Annotated in this window: 14 protein-coding genes and 1 pseudogene; 9 read left to right on the top strand and 6 right to left on the bottom strand. The window is 60.9% G+C overall.

Annotated features, from left to right (window positions below):
* Position 1: 1 nt before the first annotated feature.
* Together PPUTUW4_RS20320 and PPUTUW4_RS20315 are read right to left on the bottom strand one after the other, a co-directional pair.
* On the bottom strand, positions 2–847 hold the full coding sequence (locus PPUTUW4_RS20320; RefSeq protein ID WP_007972431.1) for a MoxR family ATPase: 846 nt from the start codon (positions 845–847) through the stop codon (positions 2–4).
* Positions 848–995: 148 nt separating this feature from the next.
* Complete coding sequence (locus PPUTUW4_RS20315) at positions 996–2,069, bottom strand: DUF748 domain-containing protein (RefSeq protein ID WP_015096361.1); 1,074 nt, start codon at positions 2,067–2,069, stop codon at positions 996–998.
* A 130-nt stretch (positions 2,070–2,199) separates the two neighbouring features.
* On the opposite strand from PPUTUW4_RS20315, the gene cysK reads away from it, so the two are divergent.
* The 3 genes from cysK to PPUTUW4_RS20300 all read left to right on the top strand — a co-directional run bounded on the left by cysK (position 2,200) and on the right by PPUTUW4_RS20300 (position 5,570).
* Positions 2,200–3,174: a cysteine synthase A gene (cysK, locus tag PPUTUW4_RS20310; RefSeq protein ID WP_015096360.1), complete on the top strand. Its 975-nt coding sequence runs from the start codon at positions 2,200–2,202 to the stop codon at positions 3,172–3,174.
* 220 nt (positions 3,175–3,394) lie between these two features.
* On the top strand, positions 3,395–4,333 hold the full coding sequence (locus PPUTUW4_RS20305) for an aspartyl/asparaginyl beta-hydroxylase domain-containing protein (RefSeq protein ID WP_015096359.1): 939 nt from the start codon (positions 3,395–3,397) through the stop codon (positions 4,331–4,333).
* Positions 4,334–4,706: 373 nt separating this feature from the next.
* Complete coding sequence (locus PPUTUW4_RS20300) at positions 4,707–5,570, top strand: DMT family transporter (RefSeq protein ID WP_015096358.1); 864 nt, start codon at positions 4,707–4,709, stop codon at positions 5,568–5,570.
* A gap of 82 nt (positions 5,571–5,652) precedes the next feature.
* Here PPUTUW4_RS20300 and PPUTUW4_RS20295 read toward each other — a convergent pair whose 3' ends face one another.
* The 4 genes from PPUTUW4_RS20295 to PPUTUW4_RS20280 form a co-directional block, all read right to left on the bottom strand.
* The gene (locus tag PPUTUW4_RS20295; RefSeq protein ID WP_015096357.1) at positions 5,653–6,594 is read right to left on the bottom strand and encodes a LysR family transcriptional regulator; all 942 of its coding nucleotides are present in this window, start codon (positions 6,592–6,594) and stop codon (positions 5,653–5,655) included.
* A gap of 70 nt (positions 6,595–6,664) precedes the next feature.
* Positions 6,665–8,194 carry a tripartite tricarboxylate transporter permease gene (locus tag PPUTUW4_RS20290; protein ID WP_015096356.1) on the bottom strand — a complete coding sequence of 510 codons (1,530 nt, stop codon included), beginning with the start codon at positions 8,192–8,194 and terminating at the stop codon, positions 6,665–6,667.
* A complete protein-coding gene (locus PPUTUW4_RS20285; protein ID WP_015096355.1) occupies positions 8,191–8,724 on the bottom strand; it encodes a tripartite tricarboxylate transporter TctB family protein in 534 nt (177 codons plus the stop codon). Before PPUTUW4_RS20285 ends, PPUTUW4_RS20290 begins: the two co-directional genes overlap by 4 nt.
* 53 nt (positions 8,725–8,777) lie before the next feature.
* On the bottom strand, positions 8,778–9,794 hold the full coding sequence (locus tag PPUTUW4_RS20280; protein ID WP_007972451.1) for a tripartite tricarboxylate transporter substrate binding protein: 1,017 nt from the start codon (positions 9,792–9,794) through the stop codon (positions 8,778–8,780).
* Between the two features lie 492 nt (positions 9,795–10,286).
* Here PPUTUW4_RS20280 and PPUTUW4_RS20275 point away from each other — a divergent pair, with 492 nt between their 5' ends.
* The 6 genes and pseudogenes from PPUTUW4_RS20275 to PPUTUW4_RS20250 all read left to right on the top strand — a co-directional run bounded on the left by PPUTUW4_RS20275 (position 10,287) and on the right by PPUTUW4_RS20250 (position 17,686).
* Positions 10,287–11,564: an MFS transporter gene (locus tag PPUTUW4_RS20275; RefSeq protein WP_162139267.1), complete on the top strand. Its 1,278-nt coding sequence runs from the start codon at positions 10,287–10,289 to the stop codon at positions 11,562–11,564.
* On the top strand, positions 11,557–12,516 hold the full coding sequence (locus tag PPUTUW4_RS20270; protein ID WP_015096353.1) for an amidohydrolase: 960 nt from the start codon (positions 11,557–11,559) through the stop codon (positions 12,514–12,516). Before PPUTUW4_RS20275 ends, PPUTUW4_RS20270 begins: the two co-directional genes overlap by 8 nt.
* Complete coding sequence (locus tag PPUTUW4_RS20265; RefSeq protein WP_007972457.1) at positions 12,513–13,517, top strand: 4-hydroxythreonine-4-phosphate dehydrogenase PdxA; 1,005 nt, start codon at positions 12,513–12,515, stop codon at positions 13,515–13,517. Before PPUTUW4_RS20270 ends, PPUTUW4_RS20265 begins: the two co-directional genes overlap by 4 nt.
* A 328-nt stretch (positions 13,518–13,845) precedes the next feature.
* A complete protein-coding gene (locus tag PPUTUW4_RS20260) occupies positions 13,846–15,021 on the top strand; it encodes an L-rhamnonate dehydratase (protein WP_015096352.1) in 1,176 nt (391 codons plus the stop codon).
* 53 nt (positions 15,022–15,074) lie between these two features.
* Positions 15,075–16,070, top strand: coding sequence for an AraD1 family protein (gene araD1 / locus PPUTUW4_RS20255; RefSeq protein WP_015096351.1), 996 nt, complete (start codon positions 15,075–15,077; stop codon positions 16,068–16,070).
* 34 nt (positions 16,071–16,104) lie between these two features.
* Positions 16,105–17,686 (top strand): annotated as a pseudogene (locus tag PPUTUW4_RS20250) (aldehyde dehydrogenase (NADP(+))).
* Positions 17,687–17,810: the final 124 nt, after the last annotated feature.

Raw genomic sequence — 17,810 nt, 5'->3', positions numbered from 1 at the left:
CTTAGCGGGTGCCGCGACGGCTCATGAACGCCAGACGCTCAAGTAATTGCACGTCCTGCTCGTTCTTCACCAGGGCGCCGGCCAGTGGCGGGATGGCCTTGGTCGGATCGCGTTCGCGCAGCACCGCTTCGCCGATGTTGTCGGCCATCAGCAGCTTCAGCCAGTCCACCAGTTCGGAGGTCGAAGGCTTCTTCTTCAGGCCCGGCACCTTGCGCACGTCGAAGAACACGTCCAGCGCTTCGCTGACCAGGTCTTTCTTGATGTCCGGGTAGTGCACGTCGACGATCTTTTGCAGGGTGGTGCGGTCGGGGAAAGCGATGTAGTGGAAGAAGCAGCGGCGCAGGAAGGCGTCCGGCAGTTCCTTTTCGTTGTTGGAGGTAATGATGATGATCGGACGCTTTTTCGCCTTGATGGTCTCGTCGATCTCGTAAACGTAGAACTCCATCTTGTCGAGTTCTTGCAGCAGGTCGTTGGGGAATTCGATGTCGGCCTTGTCGATTTCGTCGATCAGCAGGATGACCCGCTCGTCGGATTCGAAGGCTTCCCAGAGCTTGCCCTTTTTCAGGTAGTTACGAACGTCGTGGACTTTTTCGTTGCCCAGTTGCGAGTCGCGCAGGCGGCTGACCGCGTCGTATTCGTACAGGCCCTGGTGAGCCTTGGTGGTGGACTTGATATGCCAGGTGATCAGCTTGGCGCCAAAGGATTCGGCCAGTTGCTCGGCGAGCATGGTCTTGCCGGTGCCCGGTTCGCCCTTGACCAGCAATGGCCGCTCCAGGGTGATGGCGGCGTTGACCGCCAGCTTCAGGTCATCGGTGGCGACGTAGGCCTGGGTGCCTTCGAACTTCATCTGCTAATCCTCGAACGGTAACGCCGACCTGAACGCGGCAGGGCGGGGGGGCGCAATAAAAGGGTCAGCCCCGACTATAACGCGCTGCCCGGTCGACTGTGAACGCAGACGGCTTATTCAGTCTCTGAATGGGGCGTCACTTAGTGACTTAGCCTGCATCCGGCTTGGGCCGTTCATACCGCGCATTGAACGCCTGGATGAAACCATTGCGTAAAATCTGCAAAAAAGCCTGGAACGCGCTGACATCCTTCTGGTGAACGTTGCCGCTGAGTTCGACCTTTGTCGCAAACTGGTTTTTGCCCTGGTTTTTCAGGACAGTCTCGGTTCCACCGACGAGGGCTTCCCATATCGAGCGGAACAGCCCTTTGTCCTTGTTTTCCACGTCCTGCTGCCAGTTGAACACATCAACATCGCGCATCAGTGGCTTGATATAGCCGGTCAGTCGGCCCTTGTTGGCCTGGGCTTCGATCACCACGTCGCCATGGCCGGCATTGAAGTCGAACTTGCCGTAGGCCGCGGCGAAGTCGTTCAGGCGCTTGAGTTCGATATCCGTGGTGCGCAAGCGAAACTCGAAGTCTTCGAAGTCGCTCAACGGATCGAAAGTGGCCGAGGTTTCCAGTGGTGCGTGCCCCAGCAGCAAGGCTTTGCCTTCAAAGCGTGCGTCGCGTTTGCCTTTGGTGTCGACCACGTTGGTCAGGTTGAAAATACTGGCATCCACCTTCGTGGCGTTCATGTTCACCGGTGGTTTGGAGTTGAAGTTGCGAAAACTGATCTTGCCGTCGTTGATCCGCACTTCGTTCAGGGTAATGGGCAGCAGCTTGCCTAATTGGGCACGCCAGTCGGTGCCCTGGCCGGTCTGGGAGTTTCGCTTGTTGGCCCCGTCGACGAAGTTGACCTCGGGCTTGATGAACTGCACTTCGGCCACCACCGCGTGGTCGTGCCACAGTGAGTGCCAGCTCACCGAGAGGTCGATCAATGGCGCGTTGACGAAAGGCACCGGAACCTTGCCATCGACCTTGACGATTTTCAGTCCATTGATCTTGTAGGCCCCGCGCCACAAGGCCAGGTCCACGTCGGTGATCTGGCCCCGGTAGTCGCCCATGTCCGCCAGCCTCTCATTAAGGTAATCGCGCACCAGATAGGGCAGGGCGATGTGCAGCGTTATCAGCAGTACAACGAGACCGATGAGGGTCCACAGGGGCCAGCTGTATCGACGTTTCATGGCGGTAAATCTCTGGCGATCTAAAGCCATTGACTGCACTGACAGGCGGACGTTCGACCCGACTGGACGCCTGCGGGCAAGAGGGCTTACCTTGATGCCCTATTTCAATGCTGTCGTTAAGGACCCAGCCATGAGCCGCATTTTCGCTGACAACGCCCACTCCATTGGCAACACGCCGTTGGTGCAGATCAATCGCATTGCGCCGCGTGGTGTGACCATCCTGGCCAAGATCGAAGGGCGCAACCCCGGTTACTCGGTCAAGTGCCGGATCGGCGCGAACATGATCTGGGATGCCGAGAGCAGCGGCAAACTCAAGCCGGGCATGACCATCGTCGAACCCACCTCCGGCAATACCGGTATCGGCCTGGCGTTCGTGGCCGCCGCCCGAGGCTACAAACTGATGCTGACCATGCCTGCGTCCATGAGTATCGAACGTCGCAAGGTGCTCAAGGCACTGGGTGCCGAGCTGGTGTTGACCGAACCGGCCAAGGGCATGAAGGGCGCTATCGAAAAAGCCGGTGAAATTGTTGCCAGCGACCCGTCGAAGTACTTCATGCCGGCGCAATTCGACAACCCGGCCAACCCGGCCATCCACGAAAAAACCACCGGCCCGGAAATCTGGAACGATACCGACGGCGCCGTCGACGTGCTGGTGGCAGGCGTCGGAACCGGTGGAACCATCACCGGGGTTTCACGGTATATCAAGAACACCCAAGGCAAACCGATTCTCTCGGTGGCGGTGGAGCCGGCGGTGTCGCCGGTGATTACCCAGGCCCTGGCCGGTGAAGAAATCAAACCCAGCCCGCACAAGATCCAGGGCATTGGTGCCGGTTTTGTGCCCAAGAACCTCGATTTGTCGATCGTCGACCGGGTAGAACTGGTCAGTGACGAAGAGTCCAAGGCCATGGCCTTGCGCTTGATGCAGGAAGAAGGGATTTTGTGCGGGATCTCCTGCGGCGCTGCCATGGCAGTGGCCGTGAGATTGGCGGAGACCCCGGAAATGCAGGGCAAGACCATCGTCGTGATCCTGCCGGATTCCGGTGAACGTTATCTGTCGAGCATGTTGTTCAGTGATCTGTTTACCGAACAGGAGAACCAGCAGTAAGCGCTGAACTTTGGCGGATCGTCGCTGGCGGTGGTTGATGATGGATTCGCATCAGCCGCCGTTCAGGTGCCACATGTTAAGAAATGCTTTGTTGCACATTCGTTAACATTGAATGTTGAAAAGTGCAGGTTTTTCACCGGTTCGGCAGTGTTTATCATGCCGCAAACCACGCCGGGCAATGGGCGTGGTGCAAAGTCGCTTATCTTCAAAGGAGTTGTTGATGACCTTTTCGTTTGCCGCGAAAGCCTCGTTGTTGCTGCTGTTTCTCGGCAGCACCCTCTATGTGCACTTACGCGGCAAGGCACGTCTGCCGGTTTTGCGCCAATTCGTTAACCATTCGGCACTGTTCGCACCCTATAACGCCTTGATGTACCTGTTTTCCGGTGTGCCTTCCAAGCCGTATCTGGATCGCAGCAAGTTTCCCGAACTGGATGTGCTCAAGGACAACTGGGAAGTGATTCGCGACGAAGCGATGCACTTGTTCGACGAGGGCTATATTCGTGCGGCGGCAAAGAATAACGACGCCGGTTTTGGCTCGTTCTTCAAGAAGGGCTGGAAGCGTTTCTATCTCAAGTGGTATGACAAACCGCTGCCTTCTGCCGAAGTCTTGTGCCCGAGAACCGTGGCATTGGTCAGCAGCATTCCCAACGTCAAGGGCGCGATGTTCGCGCTGCTGCCGGGCGGCAGCCACCTCAACCCGCATCGCGATCCGTTTGGCGGCTCCCTGCGTTATCACCTGGGGCTGTCCACCCCCAATTCCGATGATTGCCGCATTTTCGTCGACGGTCAGGTTTACGCCTGGCGCGATGGTGAAGACGTGATGTTCGACGAGACCTACGTGCACTGGGTCAAGAATGAAACGCAAAAGACCCGGGTCATCCTGTTCTGCGATATCGAACGTCCGTTGAGCAATCGCTTCATGACCGGCATCAACCGCTGTATCAGCGCCTGGCTGGGTCGCGCCACCGCCCCTCAGAACCTGGATGACGAGCGTGTGGGCGGGATCAACAAGGCCTACGAGTGGAGCAAGAACTCCAGCGATAGATTCAGTGGTGTGGTCAAGCAATGGAAGCGGCGCAATCCCAAGGCCTACCGTGTACTGCGCCCGGTGCTGGCGGTGGTGGTGCTGACGTTGCTGGGGTATTGGTTGTTTGGTTGAAGCCGGATACGGCCTTTTGACCAACTCGTTGCAATCCATGTCGAACGCTGGTTATAGTCGGCGCACGGTGAGTTTCGGACTCACTTTTTATCCCTCGAGCAAAGATCAGCCCAATGCCTGCATCCCTCCTCAACGCGGTAGTCGATTCAGCGGTCAACGCTGGCGTCGTGCCGTGCGGGAATCTGCAGCCCGGGCAGATCAGTCATTACCCCCCACCTGTCAGTAGCACGCCGGTGTGCGCAGTCGTATCACCGCCAGGCGTTGGCATTTCGGGCTGATCAGCTGTCTTCTGCTGTTCCCGCGCCCGCCTGAAAAAACTACTGGATTTCAGCTTTTGCTGAGTTGGCTTTTTGCCTGACTACAGGTGGTATTCATGTTTGTCCTTTCGAAAAAATCCGCGCTCGCGGCGGCGTCCACGAGCCTGTTCGTGCTGCTGTGGAGCAGCGGGGCGATCTTCTCCAAATGGGGGCTGGCCCACGCGTCACCCTTCGCCTTCCTGATGTTTCGTTTCGTCATCGCGCTATGCGGGCTGGTGTTGCTGGTGCCGTTGTTCAAGCTGAAGATGCCCAAGGGCGGCAAGCCGATGCTGTATGCGATGGCCACCGGCGTGGTGTTGTTGGGGGCCTATCAGATTTTCTATCTGTTGGCCCTCGACCTGAAAGTCACCCCCGGAGTGATGGCGACGATCATGGGCGTGCAGCCAATCCTTACAGTGGTGATCATGGAGCGTCAACGATCAGCCAGCCGGATGTTCGGTCTGGCGCTCGGGCTGGCCGGTCTGATCATGGTGGTTTACCAGGGCATCGGTCTGGCCGGCATGTCATTGGCCGGGATGCTCTTCGGTCTGCTGGCACTGGCGAGCATGACGTTCGGTTCGATCATGCAGAAACGCATCACTGAAAATCCCCTTGGCACGCTGCCGGTGCAGTACCTCGCCGGACTGCTGTTGTGCGGGATTTTCGTACCTTTCCAGCCGTTTCACTTCGAACACAGCAGCGGTTTCATCCTGCCGGTGCTATGGATGGGGCTGGTGGTGTCGGTGCTGGCGACGCTGTTGCTGTACCGCTTGATCGCCCGGGGCAACCTGGTGAACGTCACCAGTCTGTTTTACCTGGTACCGGCGGTGACGGCAGTGATGGACTATCTGGTCTTCGGCAATCGCCTGGCGCTGTTGAGCCTGTTCGGCATGCTGTTGATCATCGTCGGGCTGGTGTTTGTGTTCCGTAAATCAGCGTAGTCCGGGCAAGAAAAACAAAAGATCGCAGCCGTACACCTGTAAGAGCTGCCGCAGGCTGCGATCTTTTGCCCTGCCTTGCCTGTCATTTGCTCAGCGCATGCTCGGCCCGTACCGAATTCATGAACGCCTGCATCGCCGACGATTGAATGCGATGACGCCGGGTGATCAACCCGTACGGTGGCAGCCGCGCCTCGAACTTGATCGGCAACACCGCCAGCAGATCCCGACCGGGATAGTCCTCGACCACCGACACCGGCGTGACGCCGAGCATGTCGGTCTGCTGAATCAACGACAGCAAGGTCATGATCGACGTGGTTTCGACGATGCTGCTCGGGATGTCGACCCGCGCATTGTGGAACACCTGATTGATGATCGCGCGCATGGGGCTGGGCTGCTGTTGCAGCACCCAGGTCATGTTCTGCAGTTCGGCCCAGCTCAACTGCGTGGCTTTGGCCAGTGGATTCTGTGCGCCGGAAATCACGCACAGCGCTTCCTCGCCAAGGCTGTCGAACAGCAACTCCTCTGCCCGGGCACCGACGGGAATCCGCCCCAATACGATATCCAGCTGATCTTGCAACAACGCCTGCACCAGCACGTCGCTGGTGTCGACCTGAATGCTCATCGACAAGCGTGGATGGCTTTGTTTCAAGGTGGCGATGGTGCGCGTCAGCAGCCCCGAAGCCAGTGCCGGAATGGCCCCGACCGCGACCCGGCCAAGGTTGCCGGATTCGAGGGCGACCAGCTCTTCACGCATGCCGCTGAGTTCGGCGAACACCATGCGTGCGTAATAAATGACCGTTTCCCCGAACGGGGTAGAGCGCATGCCCCTGGGCAGGCGTTCGAACAGCTCGACGCCCAACAGGTCCTCGGCTTCATGCAGCATCTTGGTTGCGGCCGGTTGGGTCATGCCGATGTGGTCGGCGGCGCGGCGCAACGAGCCGAACTCCTGCAACGCCAGCATCAACCGCAGTTGGCGCAGGCGCAGTCGGCTGTGGATTACGTTGGCAGCAGGAATTCGGGTCATGGGCCGTGCTCGCGAAAAAGTCCTGCGGCAAGCCTGACAACAAATGCCAGGCGTTGCCAGCTTTGGCGTGTCACAGCACCGATTTTGGTTTGGCGACGTGGGGTTTGCGCAGGCCGATCAGGGTTTGCAGCGCTTTGGAAATCAACGGCCAGAACAGCATCAGCAGCGCCGCCGTGGTCAGGCTGCCCACCAACGGGTTGGACCAGAAAATCCCCAGGTGCCCGTCGGAGAACAGCATCGACTGGCGGAACGCATCTTCTGCCTTGTCGCCCAGCACCGCCGCCAACACCAGCGGCGCAATCGGGTAGCCGAGTTTCTTGAACAGATAACCCAGCGCACCGAAGCCCAGCATCAGCACCACGTCGAAGAACGAGTTGTGCACCGAGTAGGCACCGATGGCGCAGACCATGATTATGATCGGCGCGATGATCGAGAACGGGATGCGCAGGATCGAAGCGAACAGCGGCACGGTGGCCAGCACCACGATCAGACTCACCACGTTGCCCAGGTACATGCTGGCGATCAGGCCCCAGACAAAATCGTGTTGCTCGACGAACAGCGTCGGCCCCGGGTGCAAACCCCAGATCATCAGGCCACCGAGCATCACCGCCGCAGTCGCCGAACCGGGAATGCCCAGGGTCAGCATCGGCAGCAGGGCACTGGTGCCGGCCGCGTGGTCAGCGGTTTCCGGGGCGATCACACCTTCGAGTTCGCCTTTGCCGAAGTTGTCGCGGTTTTTCGAGAAACGCCGCGCCAGGCTGTAGCTCATGAACGACGCGGCAGTCGGTCCGCCAGGGGTGATGCCCATCCAGCAGCCAACCAGGGTGCTGCGCACAATCGTCCACCAGTAACGCGGCAATTTGGCCCAGGTGCGCAGGATCACCATCGGCGTGATCCGCGCATGTTCGCCGCGGAACACCAGCCCCTCTTCCACGGTGCAGAGGATTTCGCCGATGCCGAACAGGCCGATCACCGCCACTTCAAAGCTGATGCCGGTCATCAGGATTGGCTGGTCGAAGGTCAGGCGCAGGTTGCCGGACACGGTGTCCATGCCGACGGCGGCCATGGCGAAACCGATCATCATCGCCACCACGGTTTTCAGCGGCGGGTTCTTGCTCATGCCGATGAAGGTGCAGAACGCCAACAGGTACACCGCGAAGAACTCCGGCGAACTGAACGACATGGCGAACGCGGCGATTTTGGTCGACAGGAACGTCAGCAACAACACCCCGGCCAACGCACCCAGCAACGCCGAACTGAACGCGGCGGTCAGGGCTTCGGCGGCGCGGCCTTCGCGGGCCATCGGGTAACCGTCGAAGGTGGTTGCCACCGATGAGGGCTCACCGGGGATGTTGAACAGGATCGAGGTGATCGAACCGCCGAACAGCGCGCCCCAGTACATGCACGACAGCAGAATGATCGCCGACACCGGCGACATGGTGAACGTCAGCGGCAGCAGCAACGCCACCCCATTGGGGGCACCGAGACCGGGCAGTACGCCGACCAGAATGCCCAGCAGCACGCCGATTACCATCAGGCCGATATGGCCCGGCGTGAGGATCAGGTTCATGCCTTGCAGCAGGGAATCGAACTCGCTCATTTGAAATTTCTCCCGGCCAGGGCAATCCAGTCGCCCATTGGGCCGGCATCCAGCGGCACTTTGAACCACAGCGCGAAAATCAGGTAACTGGCCAGCACCGCGCCCAGGGACACGCTACCGATCATCCATTTGCCGTAAGGCTTGGCGCGGACCTTGTCACGCCACATGAACCAGGCAATGAAGCAGGCCGAAGCGACGTAGATGCCGGTGAACGGCATCGCACCGACGAATAGCGCGATGGGCACGAACACCGACAGCACTTGCCTGAACGCACTGCGGCTGACGAATGAAATGCTCAGGGCTTGCCAGCGCACCAGGGTCAACACGCCGTTGGCCACACTGGCGGCGCTCAACATCAGGCCAATGTAGAAGGGAAAGTAACCCGGCTCGGGGCCGGCATCACCCCAGCCGATACCTTGCTCAACGCTGCCGTACATCACCACCGCGCCGATCAGCGTGGTGAAGAGTGTCAGGCCGAGTTCGACCCAGCGTGTACCGACCAGCGGTGGTGAATCCGAAGAATGGGACATGAAAGCACCTCCAGAGGTGACGGCCGTACGCAGGGCGGGCGGCCGTGAGCAACTCAGTTTTTCAGCCAGCCGGCCTCTTTGAACACCGGCGTGACGCGGGCGGTGTCTTTTTCGATGTAGGCGGTCAGCGGCTCACCCTCGAGGAAGGTTGGCACCAGAGCGTTCTGCTTCACGTAAGCCTTGAACTCATCGGTCTGGGTGACTTTGCGCATCAACTCGACATAGAACGCGCGCTGCTCGGCGGTGACGTCGCCGGGCATGAACACGGTGCGCGGGAAGCGGTACTGATCAATGCCCAGGCCTTGTTCGTGACAGGTCGGGACGTCGGCCCAGGATTTGTCGCCGGCGACTTTATCGGTATAGCCCATGCGCTCCTTACTGAACACGCAGAGCGGCTCGACCTGATCGCCACGCCATTGGCTGATGCTCTCGCTTGGATTGTTGACGTTGGCGGCGATGTGCTTGCCGGCCAGTTGCGTCGCGGCTTCGCTGCCGCTCTTGAACGGGATGTACACCAGTTTGCTGTTGTTGGTCTGGTTCAGCAGCAGGGTCAGGGTCTGGTCGACGTCCTTGGACTGGCTGCCGCCCATGCGCAGGTTCGACGGGTCGGCCTTGACCGCTTCGTAGAAGCTTTTCGCGTCTTTCCATGGCGCACCCTTGTAGCTCCAGAGAATGAAGTCATCCTCGGCTACTGCGGCAATCGGGGTCAGCTCCTGCCATTCGTAGCCGAGTTTGGACACCAGCGGCAACAGGTAGATGTTGTTGGTGCCGATCACCAGTTTGTCGGCATCGCCCTTGCTCATTTTCAGGTCGAGAAAGGCTTCGGCGCCGTTGCCACCGCCCTTGTTGAGGACGATGGTATTCACGTCGAGCAGCTTGTGCGTGGTGATGATCGACTGGATCAGGCGACCGAGCTGGTCGGTACCGCCACCGGGACCACCGGCGACGACGATTTCGACGTTCTTGTCCGGTTGCCAGGCGGCGTTGGCGAGAGCGGGAAGGGTACCGGCGGCGATCAGTGCGCAGCCAAGAAACAGACGGGAGGTGCGACGGACGAATGCATTTCGCATGATGGAAGAGCCTCGTATTCATGTTCTTGTAATTGTTATGAGCGGCTTGTTTGCGTGGTAAAGCCGCAAGCCTGGCCCGAGTGTGTGAAGGTGCGGGCACGGCGTCTAGTCAAAACAATACATACACCGATAGCCTGGGGTTATAGCTCGGCAAATAGCTAACTACTGTAGGAGCGAGCTTGCTCGCGATGGACTCAAGGGCACCGCGTTAATTCAGGAACCACGTGTTTTCGTTGAAGACCATCGCGAGCAGGCTCGCTCCTACAGAAAAGCATGCGTGGCAACGTTGAAAGGTCGTTGAAAGCAGGGCATGACATAACCCGAGGCTATCGCCTGATTTCAAGTTTTGATTAGACGGTTATCAGCAAGCCTTCGATAGTGCTTATCAACGTCTGCATCTCCACAAAAATAATAAACGAGGCATGCACCATGGTTCGTCCCAGTGCTTCCCTGCATCTGCCCGGCGCAGTTGCCCAGCCTAACGAAGCGGCCATGCCGGTGGCCGGTACCGCCAAAGCCAGCAGCGTGCGCTGGCGGATCTTCGCGATCATCTTCGCGCTGACCATGGTCAACCTGATCGACCGGGTGTCGCTGTCCATTGCGATGCCGACCATCGCCCATGAGTATTCCCTGTCACCGAGCCTGCAAGGGCTGATCCTCAGCAGCTTTTTCTGGGCCTACGCACTGTTGCAGATTCCCGGCGGCTGGCTGATCGACCGCTTCGGCGCGCATCGGGTCATCAGTTGGTCCACCGGGTTGTGGGGCACGTTTCAGGTGCTGGCGGCGTTCGCCACCGGCGGCTTGTCTTTGTTGTTTGCCCGGGTTGCACTGGGCGCCGCCGAAGCACCGCTGTTCCCGTCGGGCGGCAAGCTGATTTCCCTGTGGCTGGCCCCGAGCGAGCGCAGTCGCGGCGCGGTATTGATGGACAGCGGCAGCCCGTTGGGCGTGGCCCTTGGCGGGTTGATCATTGCCTGGCTGATAGCCTCGCTGGACTCCTGGCGCCTGGCCTTCGTGATCGCCGGCATCGCCACCCTGGTGCTGGCCTGGCTGGCACGGCGTTATCTGCGCGATGACCCGGCCGGTCACCCGCAAGTCAATGCGGCGGAGCTTGAGAAAATCAACGCCGGCCGTGCAACGCCCGCCGCCGAAGCGGCCCGGGCGCCGGTCAAGGGGCTGGGTATTGCGCCACGCTCGCTCAGCGGTTTGCTGATCGGACGGGCAAGTTGGGCGATGGTGTATTTCGGCCTGCTGACCTGGGGCCCGAGTTACCTGGCCCAGGCCCGGGGTTTCGATATCAAGGGGATTGGTGCGGCGACCTTCGTGATTTTTGTCTGCGGTGCACTGGGTTCGTTGACCGGTGGTTTCCTCTGTGATGGCTTGATTCGCAAAGGCGTGAGTCGCGCGGTGGCGGTCAAGAGCCTGCTGGCGTTTTCCGGGCTGGTGGCCCTCGGCGCATTCCTGTTGCTGCCGACGTTGAGCAATCCTTTTGCGGCGGTGGCGCTGCTGGCCATGACCGCGTTCTTCCTGATGTGGGGCAGCCTCTACTGGAGCTTCCCGGCGCTGCTGGCGGCGCCGGCGCGGGTCGGTTTGATCGGCGGCGTGATGAACATGGCCGGCAGCTGCGGCGGCATCGCGGTGCCTATCCTGGTGGGGGTGATTCTGCAGGCGACCGGTGGCTTCGCCCCGGTACTCGGGTTCTTCGCGGCGTGCTCGGCAGTCTTCGTGCTCGCGACCTTGTTCATCAGCCTGGATGAGGTGCGCCATGACTAATGCCTTGTGGAACGGCCCGATCATCGACGCCCATCATCACTTCTGGGACCCGACCGTCAACGACCACCCATGGCTTGCCCCCGAGGCCAACATACCCTTTCGCTACGGAGACTACAGCGCGATCAAGCGCCGCTATTTTCCCGAGGATTACTTCGCCGATGCGGGTTCCCATAACGTCGTGCAAACGGTGTACGTCGAGACCGAGTGGAACCCGCAGGACCCGATTGGCGAAACCCGTTTCATCGAGCAACTGGCCGCCCGCTACGGCGTGCCCAATGCGGTCGTGGCGCAAGCCTGGCTCGATCATCCGGACGCTATCGATGTGCTCACCGAACAGGCGCGTTTCAAGCATGTGCGCAGCGTGCGCCACAAACCCGGTGGCCCGATCGCGCCGGCGCAGGTGGGGCACATGCGCAGCCTGATGAGTGACGAACACTGGCGCCGCAGTTACGCCGCGCTCGAAGGGCTGGGGCTGCATTTCGATTTGCAGACGCCCTGGTGGAACCTGCACGAGGCCGAACGCCTGGCCCGGGATTTTCCTGGTATCACGCTGATTCTCAACCACGCCGGTTTGCCCAATGACCGTAGCGCCGAAGGCCTGGCGGGCTGGCGTCTGGCGCTGGCGCGGCTGGCGCAGTGGCCGAACGTGCAGGTGAAGATTTCCGGCCTGGGGCAGGGTGGCCAGCGCTGGCGCGCCAAGGACAACACCTGGATCGTGCGCGAGGTGATCGCCATGTTCGGCAGCCACCGGGCGATGTTCGCCAGCAACTTCCCCGTGGACAGCCTGTGCGGCTCGTTCGATGACATCTACAGCGGTTTCAAATCCATCGTCGCCGATCTGCCGACAGCCGATCAGGAGCGACTTTTCTACAGCAACGCGCAGCGGGTCTATCGCTGCGAGCCTTGCGCCAACGACCGGGCGCAGCCTGAACCCTTGAGGAGTGAAGCATGAGCAAATCCACCATCGCGATGGTCCTGGGGGACCCGGCGGGCATCGGCCCTGAGCTGATTGCGCGCCTGCTGGGCGAGCCTGAAGTGCGTGCCCAGGCCAATGTGATCCTGATCGCCGACGAAGCGGAAATGCGTCGCGGCATGCGCATTGCCGGGATGGAATTTCCCTATCGTCGCGTCGAGTCCCTGGAGCAGCTGGCATTCGTCGATGACACGCCGCTGTTCTATGACTTTCGCGGTGACACTATCGGTGAGTTTGCGCGTAGCGAGGCCAGCGTCATCGGTGGCCGCTACAGCCTCGACACCCTGGAAAAGGCCCTGCGTCTGACCGAAGCGGGCATCACCGACGCGGTGTTGTTCGGGCCATTGAACAAGACTTCACTGCACATGGCCGGCATGGCCCACAGCGATGAGCTGCACTGGTTCGCCGAGCTGCTGGATTTCCATGGACCGTTCTGCGAATTCAACGTGCTCGACAATCTCTGGACTTCGCGGGTGACCTCCCATGTGGCCCTGGCCGATGTGCCGGGCCTGCTCAGCCAGCAACGGGTGGTCGAAGCGATTCAACTGATCGACACCGCGCTCAAGCGCAACGGGCTGGAAAAGCCGCGCATCGGCGTCTGCGGGCTGAATCCGCATAACGGAGATAACGGTTCGTTCGGTCGCGAGGAACTGGACATCATCGGCCCGGCGGTGCGTTCGGCGCAGGCACTGGGGATCGCGGCGGACGGGCCTTATCCGGCCGACACGATCTTCCTCAAGGTCCAGGGCGATGCCAGTGCCTTTGACGCGGTCGTCACGATGTACCACGACCAGGGCCAGATCGCGATCAAGCTGATGGGCTTCTCCCGTGGCGTCACGGTGCAGGGCGGACTGCCGATCCCGATCACCACCCCGGCCCATGGCACCGCCTTCGATATCGCCGGGCAGGGCAAGGCCAACGTCGGCGCGATTCGCCAGGCGTTCGAGATCGCGTGCCGGATGGGGCGCAACCGCCACTGATCCCGGATTTCTAAAACAACAACAATCCCCTGTGGGAGCGGGCTTGCTCGCGAATGCGGTGGGTCAGACGACCGATACGTCGACTGACCCACCGCATTCGCGAGCAAGCCCGCTCCCACTTTTGTTTTGTGTCACCCGATAACCCGAAACGCACAATAACCGAATTCAGCTATCACTCCAGGTTATCGCCGGATACGCATAAGTGATTATCCGCAGCCCTTGGCCGCTGGCTAAAGTCGCTCCATCGAATGCGCAAGACAGCCGCCCGAGCGGCAGTGCGCAGCGACTCACAATGACAAGAAGCCGGCAGCGCAAGGAAACTGTATTCATGAAAATCAAAGCGATCCGTACCCGCGTTTTCGAGTGGAAAGGCAAGGTCGTGCCACCCCAGGCGCACTTCTGCACCAACGCCAGCGACATCCTGTTCGAGCGCGGCGACGCCATGGGCTCGTTCCGTTTCCACGGCTGGCTGGTGGTGGAAGTCGAGACCGACACCGGTCTCGTCGGCATCGGTAACTGCGCCCTGGCGCCGCGCGTGGCCAAGGAAATCATCGACACCTACCTGGCGCCGATCGCCATTGGCGAAGACCCGTTCGACAACGAATACATCTGGCAGAAAATGTACCGCCAGAGCCACGCCTGGGGCCGCAAGGGCATCGGCATGGCGGCGATCTCGGCCATCGACATTGCGATCTGGGACATCATGGGCAAAGCAGTGAACAAGCCGGTGTTCAAGCTGCTCGGCGGGCGCACCAAGGAAAAGATCTGGACCTACGCGTCCAAGCTCTACGCCAACGACAACCTCGACCTGTTCCTTGAAGAAGCCCAAGGCTACCTGAGCCAGGGGTTCACCGCGCTGAAGATGCGTTTCGGCTACGGCCCGAAGGACGGTCCGGCTGGCATGCGCCGCAACATCGAACAAGTGCGCGCCCTGCGTGAGCTGGCCGGCCCCGACGTCGACATCATGCTCGAGTGCTACATGGGCTGGACCCTCGAGTATGCCCGGCGCATGTTGCCGAAACTGGCCGAGTTCGAACCGCGCTGGCTCGAAGAACCGGTGATCGCCGACGACATCGAAGGCTACATCGAGCTGAAGAAGATGGGGATCATGCCGATCTCCGGCGGCGAGCACGAATTCACTTCCTACGGCTTCAAGGACCTGCTGGAACGCCGCGCCGTCGACGTGATCCAGTACGACACCAACCGCGTCGGCGGCATCACCGCCGCGCGCAAGATCAACGCCATGGCCGAGGCTTGGTCGGTGCCGGTCATCCCGCATGCCGGGCAGATGCACAACTACCACCTGACCATGTCCACTACGGCTTCGCCTATGGCCGAGTTCTTCCCGGTGTTCGATGTCGAAGTCGGCAACGAGCTCTTCTACTACGTGTTCAAGGGCGAGCCGCAACCGGTCAACGGCTACATCCAGCTGGATGACAACAAGCCGGGCCTGGGCCTGGAAATCTCCGATGAGTACCTGAGCGATTTCAACATTATCGAGTGACCGTCCGGCGCCGCTCTCTCGCGGCGCCCACCACGACTTTTCGGAGGGCCGACATGCGCCTGATTCAGTTTGAAAACACCGACGGGCAACGCCAGGTTGGCGTGGTTGAGGGCACTCGCGTCCAGGTACTGCGCGATACCCGCAGTACCCGTGAACTGGCCCTGGCCGCCATCCGTGCCCAGTGCAGCCTGCAAGAAGAAATCGCCCGGCGCGGCAGCGAACCCGGTCCGGATTACGCGCAGCTATTGCAGCAACACAAGGTCCTGCCGCCGCTGGACCACGAAGACCCCGCCCATTGCCTGATCAGCGGCACCGGCCTGACCCATCTGGGCAGCGCCGCGACGCGGGACAAAATGCACCAGCACGACGGTGAAGTCGAAGCCGGCATGACCGACACCATGCGCATGTTCAAGTGGGGGTTGGAGGGCGGCAAACCGGCGGCGGAGCAGGTCGGCGCGCAACCGGAGTGGTTCTACAAGGGCGACGGCAGCATCGTCGTGCGTCCCGGTGCGGACTTCCCGGTGCCGCCGTTTGCCGAGGACGCCGGTGAGGAGCCGGAACTGACCGGCCTGTATGTGATCGGCGACGACGGCCAGCCGTACCGTGTCGGTTACGCGCTGGGTAACGAGTTCTCCGACCACGTCATGGAGCGGCGCAACTACCTGTATCTCGCTCATTCGAAACTGCGTTGCTGCTCCTTCGGCCCGGAGCTGCGCGTCGGTGAGTTGCCCAGACATCTGGTCGGCACCAGCCGCATCACGCGCAACGGCCAGACGATCTGGGAAAAAGAGTTTCTCAGCGGCGAAGACAACATGTGCCACAGCCTGGCCAATCTCGAATTTCATCACTTCAAGTACGCGCAGTTTTTGCGTCCCGGCGATGTTCACGTGCACTACTTCGGTACTGCCACGCTGTCGTTTGCCGACGGTGTGAAGACCCAGCCGGGGGACAGCTTCCAGATCAGTCTCGATGAGTTCGGTGCGCCTTTGGTCAACGGCATCGGCGAGAGCGCCCAGCCGCTGGCTATCGGTCAGGTACGCACACTCTGACCCCTGCAGGTCTTTAACCGATCAAGGAATCCACATGAGCCTGTTTCCTGGACACAACTACATCGGCGGCCGCCGCAGCGCCAACGGCACGTTGCAGCTGCAAAGCCTCGACGCCACCACCGGCGAACCCTTGCCCGGAACGTTCTTCCAGGCCAGCGAAGCCGAAGTGGATGCCGCTGCCAAGGCGGCGGCTGCGGCATACCCGACCTACCGTAACCTGAGTGCGGAAAAACGCGCGCGGTTTCTCGACGCCATCGCCGATGAAATCGACGGGTTGGGCGATGAGTTTGTCGCCACCGTGTGTCGCGAGACAGCGTTGCCGGCCGGGCGTATTCAAGGTGAGCGTGGCCGCACCAGCGGCCAGTTGCGCCTGTTTGCCAAGGTGCTTCGTCGCGGCGACTTCTATGGTGCGCGCATCGATCGCGCATTGCCGGATCGCCAGCCGCTGCCGCGTCCGGATCTGCGTCAGTACCGCATCGCCCTGGGGCCGGTGGCGGTGTTCGGCGCGAGCAACTTCCCGCTGGCCTTTTCCACCGCCGGTGGCGATACCGCCTCGGCACTGGCCGCCGGTTGCCCGGTGGTGTTCAAGGCCCACAGCGGGCACATGGCAACCGCACAGTGGGTGGCTGACGCGATCATCCGTGCCGCGGAAAAAACCGATATGCCAGCCGGTGTGTTCAACATGATCTACGGCGGTGGTGTCGGCGAATGGCTGGTGAAGCATCCGGCGATTCAGGCGGTGGGCTTCACCGGTTCGCTCAAGGGCGGCAACGCCCTGAGCCACATGGCTGCAAACCGGCCGCAGCCGATCCCGGTGTTCGCCGAGATGTCGAGCATCAATCCGGTGTTCCTGCTGCCGCAAGCCCTCGAGGTGCGCGGTGAGCAGATCGCGGCGCAATTGGCAGGTTCCGTCACCCTGGGCTGTGGCCAGTTCTGCACCAATCCCGGGTTGGTCATTGGTGTGCGCTCGCCGCAGTTCAGTGCTTTTCTTGAGGTTTTTTTGCGCCCACATGAACCAGCAGCCGGCGCAAACCATGCTCAATGCCGGCACGCTGGCCAGCTACAACCGGGGCCTTGGCGAATTGCACGAACATCCGGGCCTGAGCCATCTGGCGGGCCGGCCGCAACAGGGCAATCAGGCGCAGCCGCAGGTGTTCAAGGCCGATGCCAGCCTGTTGCTCAAGGGCGATCAATTACTGCAGGAGGAAGTGTTCGGGCCCACCACCATCGTCATCGAGGTCGAGGATCGGGCGCAGTTGGCGGCAGCATTGCAGGGCTTGCGCGGGCAATTGACCGCGACCTTGATTGGCGAGGCCGACGAACTGCTGGAGTACCGCTGGCTGGCGGAACTGTTGCAAGAGAAGGTCGGACGGATCCTGCTCAACGGCTATCCGACCGGGGTCGAAGTTTGCGAGTCCATGGTGCATGGCGGGCCGTATCCGGCGACATCCGACTCGCGGGGCACTTCGGTCGGCACCCTGGCGATCGATCGCTTCCTGCGGCCGGTGTGCTTCCAGAATTATCCGGATGCGCTGCTGCCCGAGGCGTTGCAGAACGGCAATCCGCTGGGGATTCGGCGGCTGGTGGATGGGGAGGTGAGTGATTCAGCCTTGTAGTGCCTGATCTGCCGCTTTCGCGAGCAGGCTCGCTCCCACAAGGGATCTTCGGTGAACACATGATTTGTGAGCCCCCCGGATCAAATGTGGGAGCGAGCCTGCTCGCGAAGGCGTTATCGGCAAC

The sequence above is a fragment of the Pseudomonas sp. UW4 genome (genome assembly GCF_000316175.1).
Lineage (GTDB): Bacteria > Pseudomonadota > Gammaproteobacteria > Pseudomonadales > Pseudomonadaceae > Aquipseudomonas > Aquipseudomonas laurylsulfatiphila.
The sequence above is the reverse complement of the archived record's forward strand: the minus strand, read 5'-3'. Positions and strand labels throughout refer to the sequence as shown.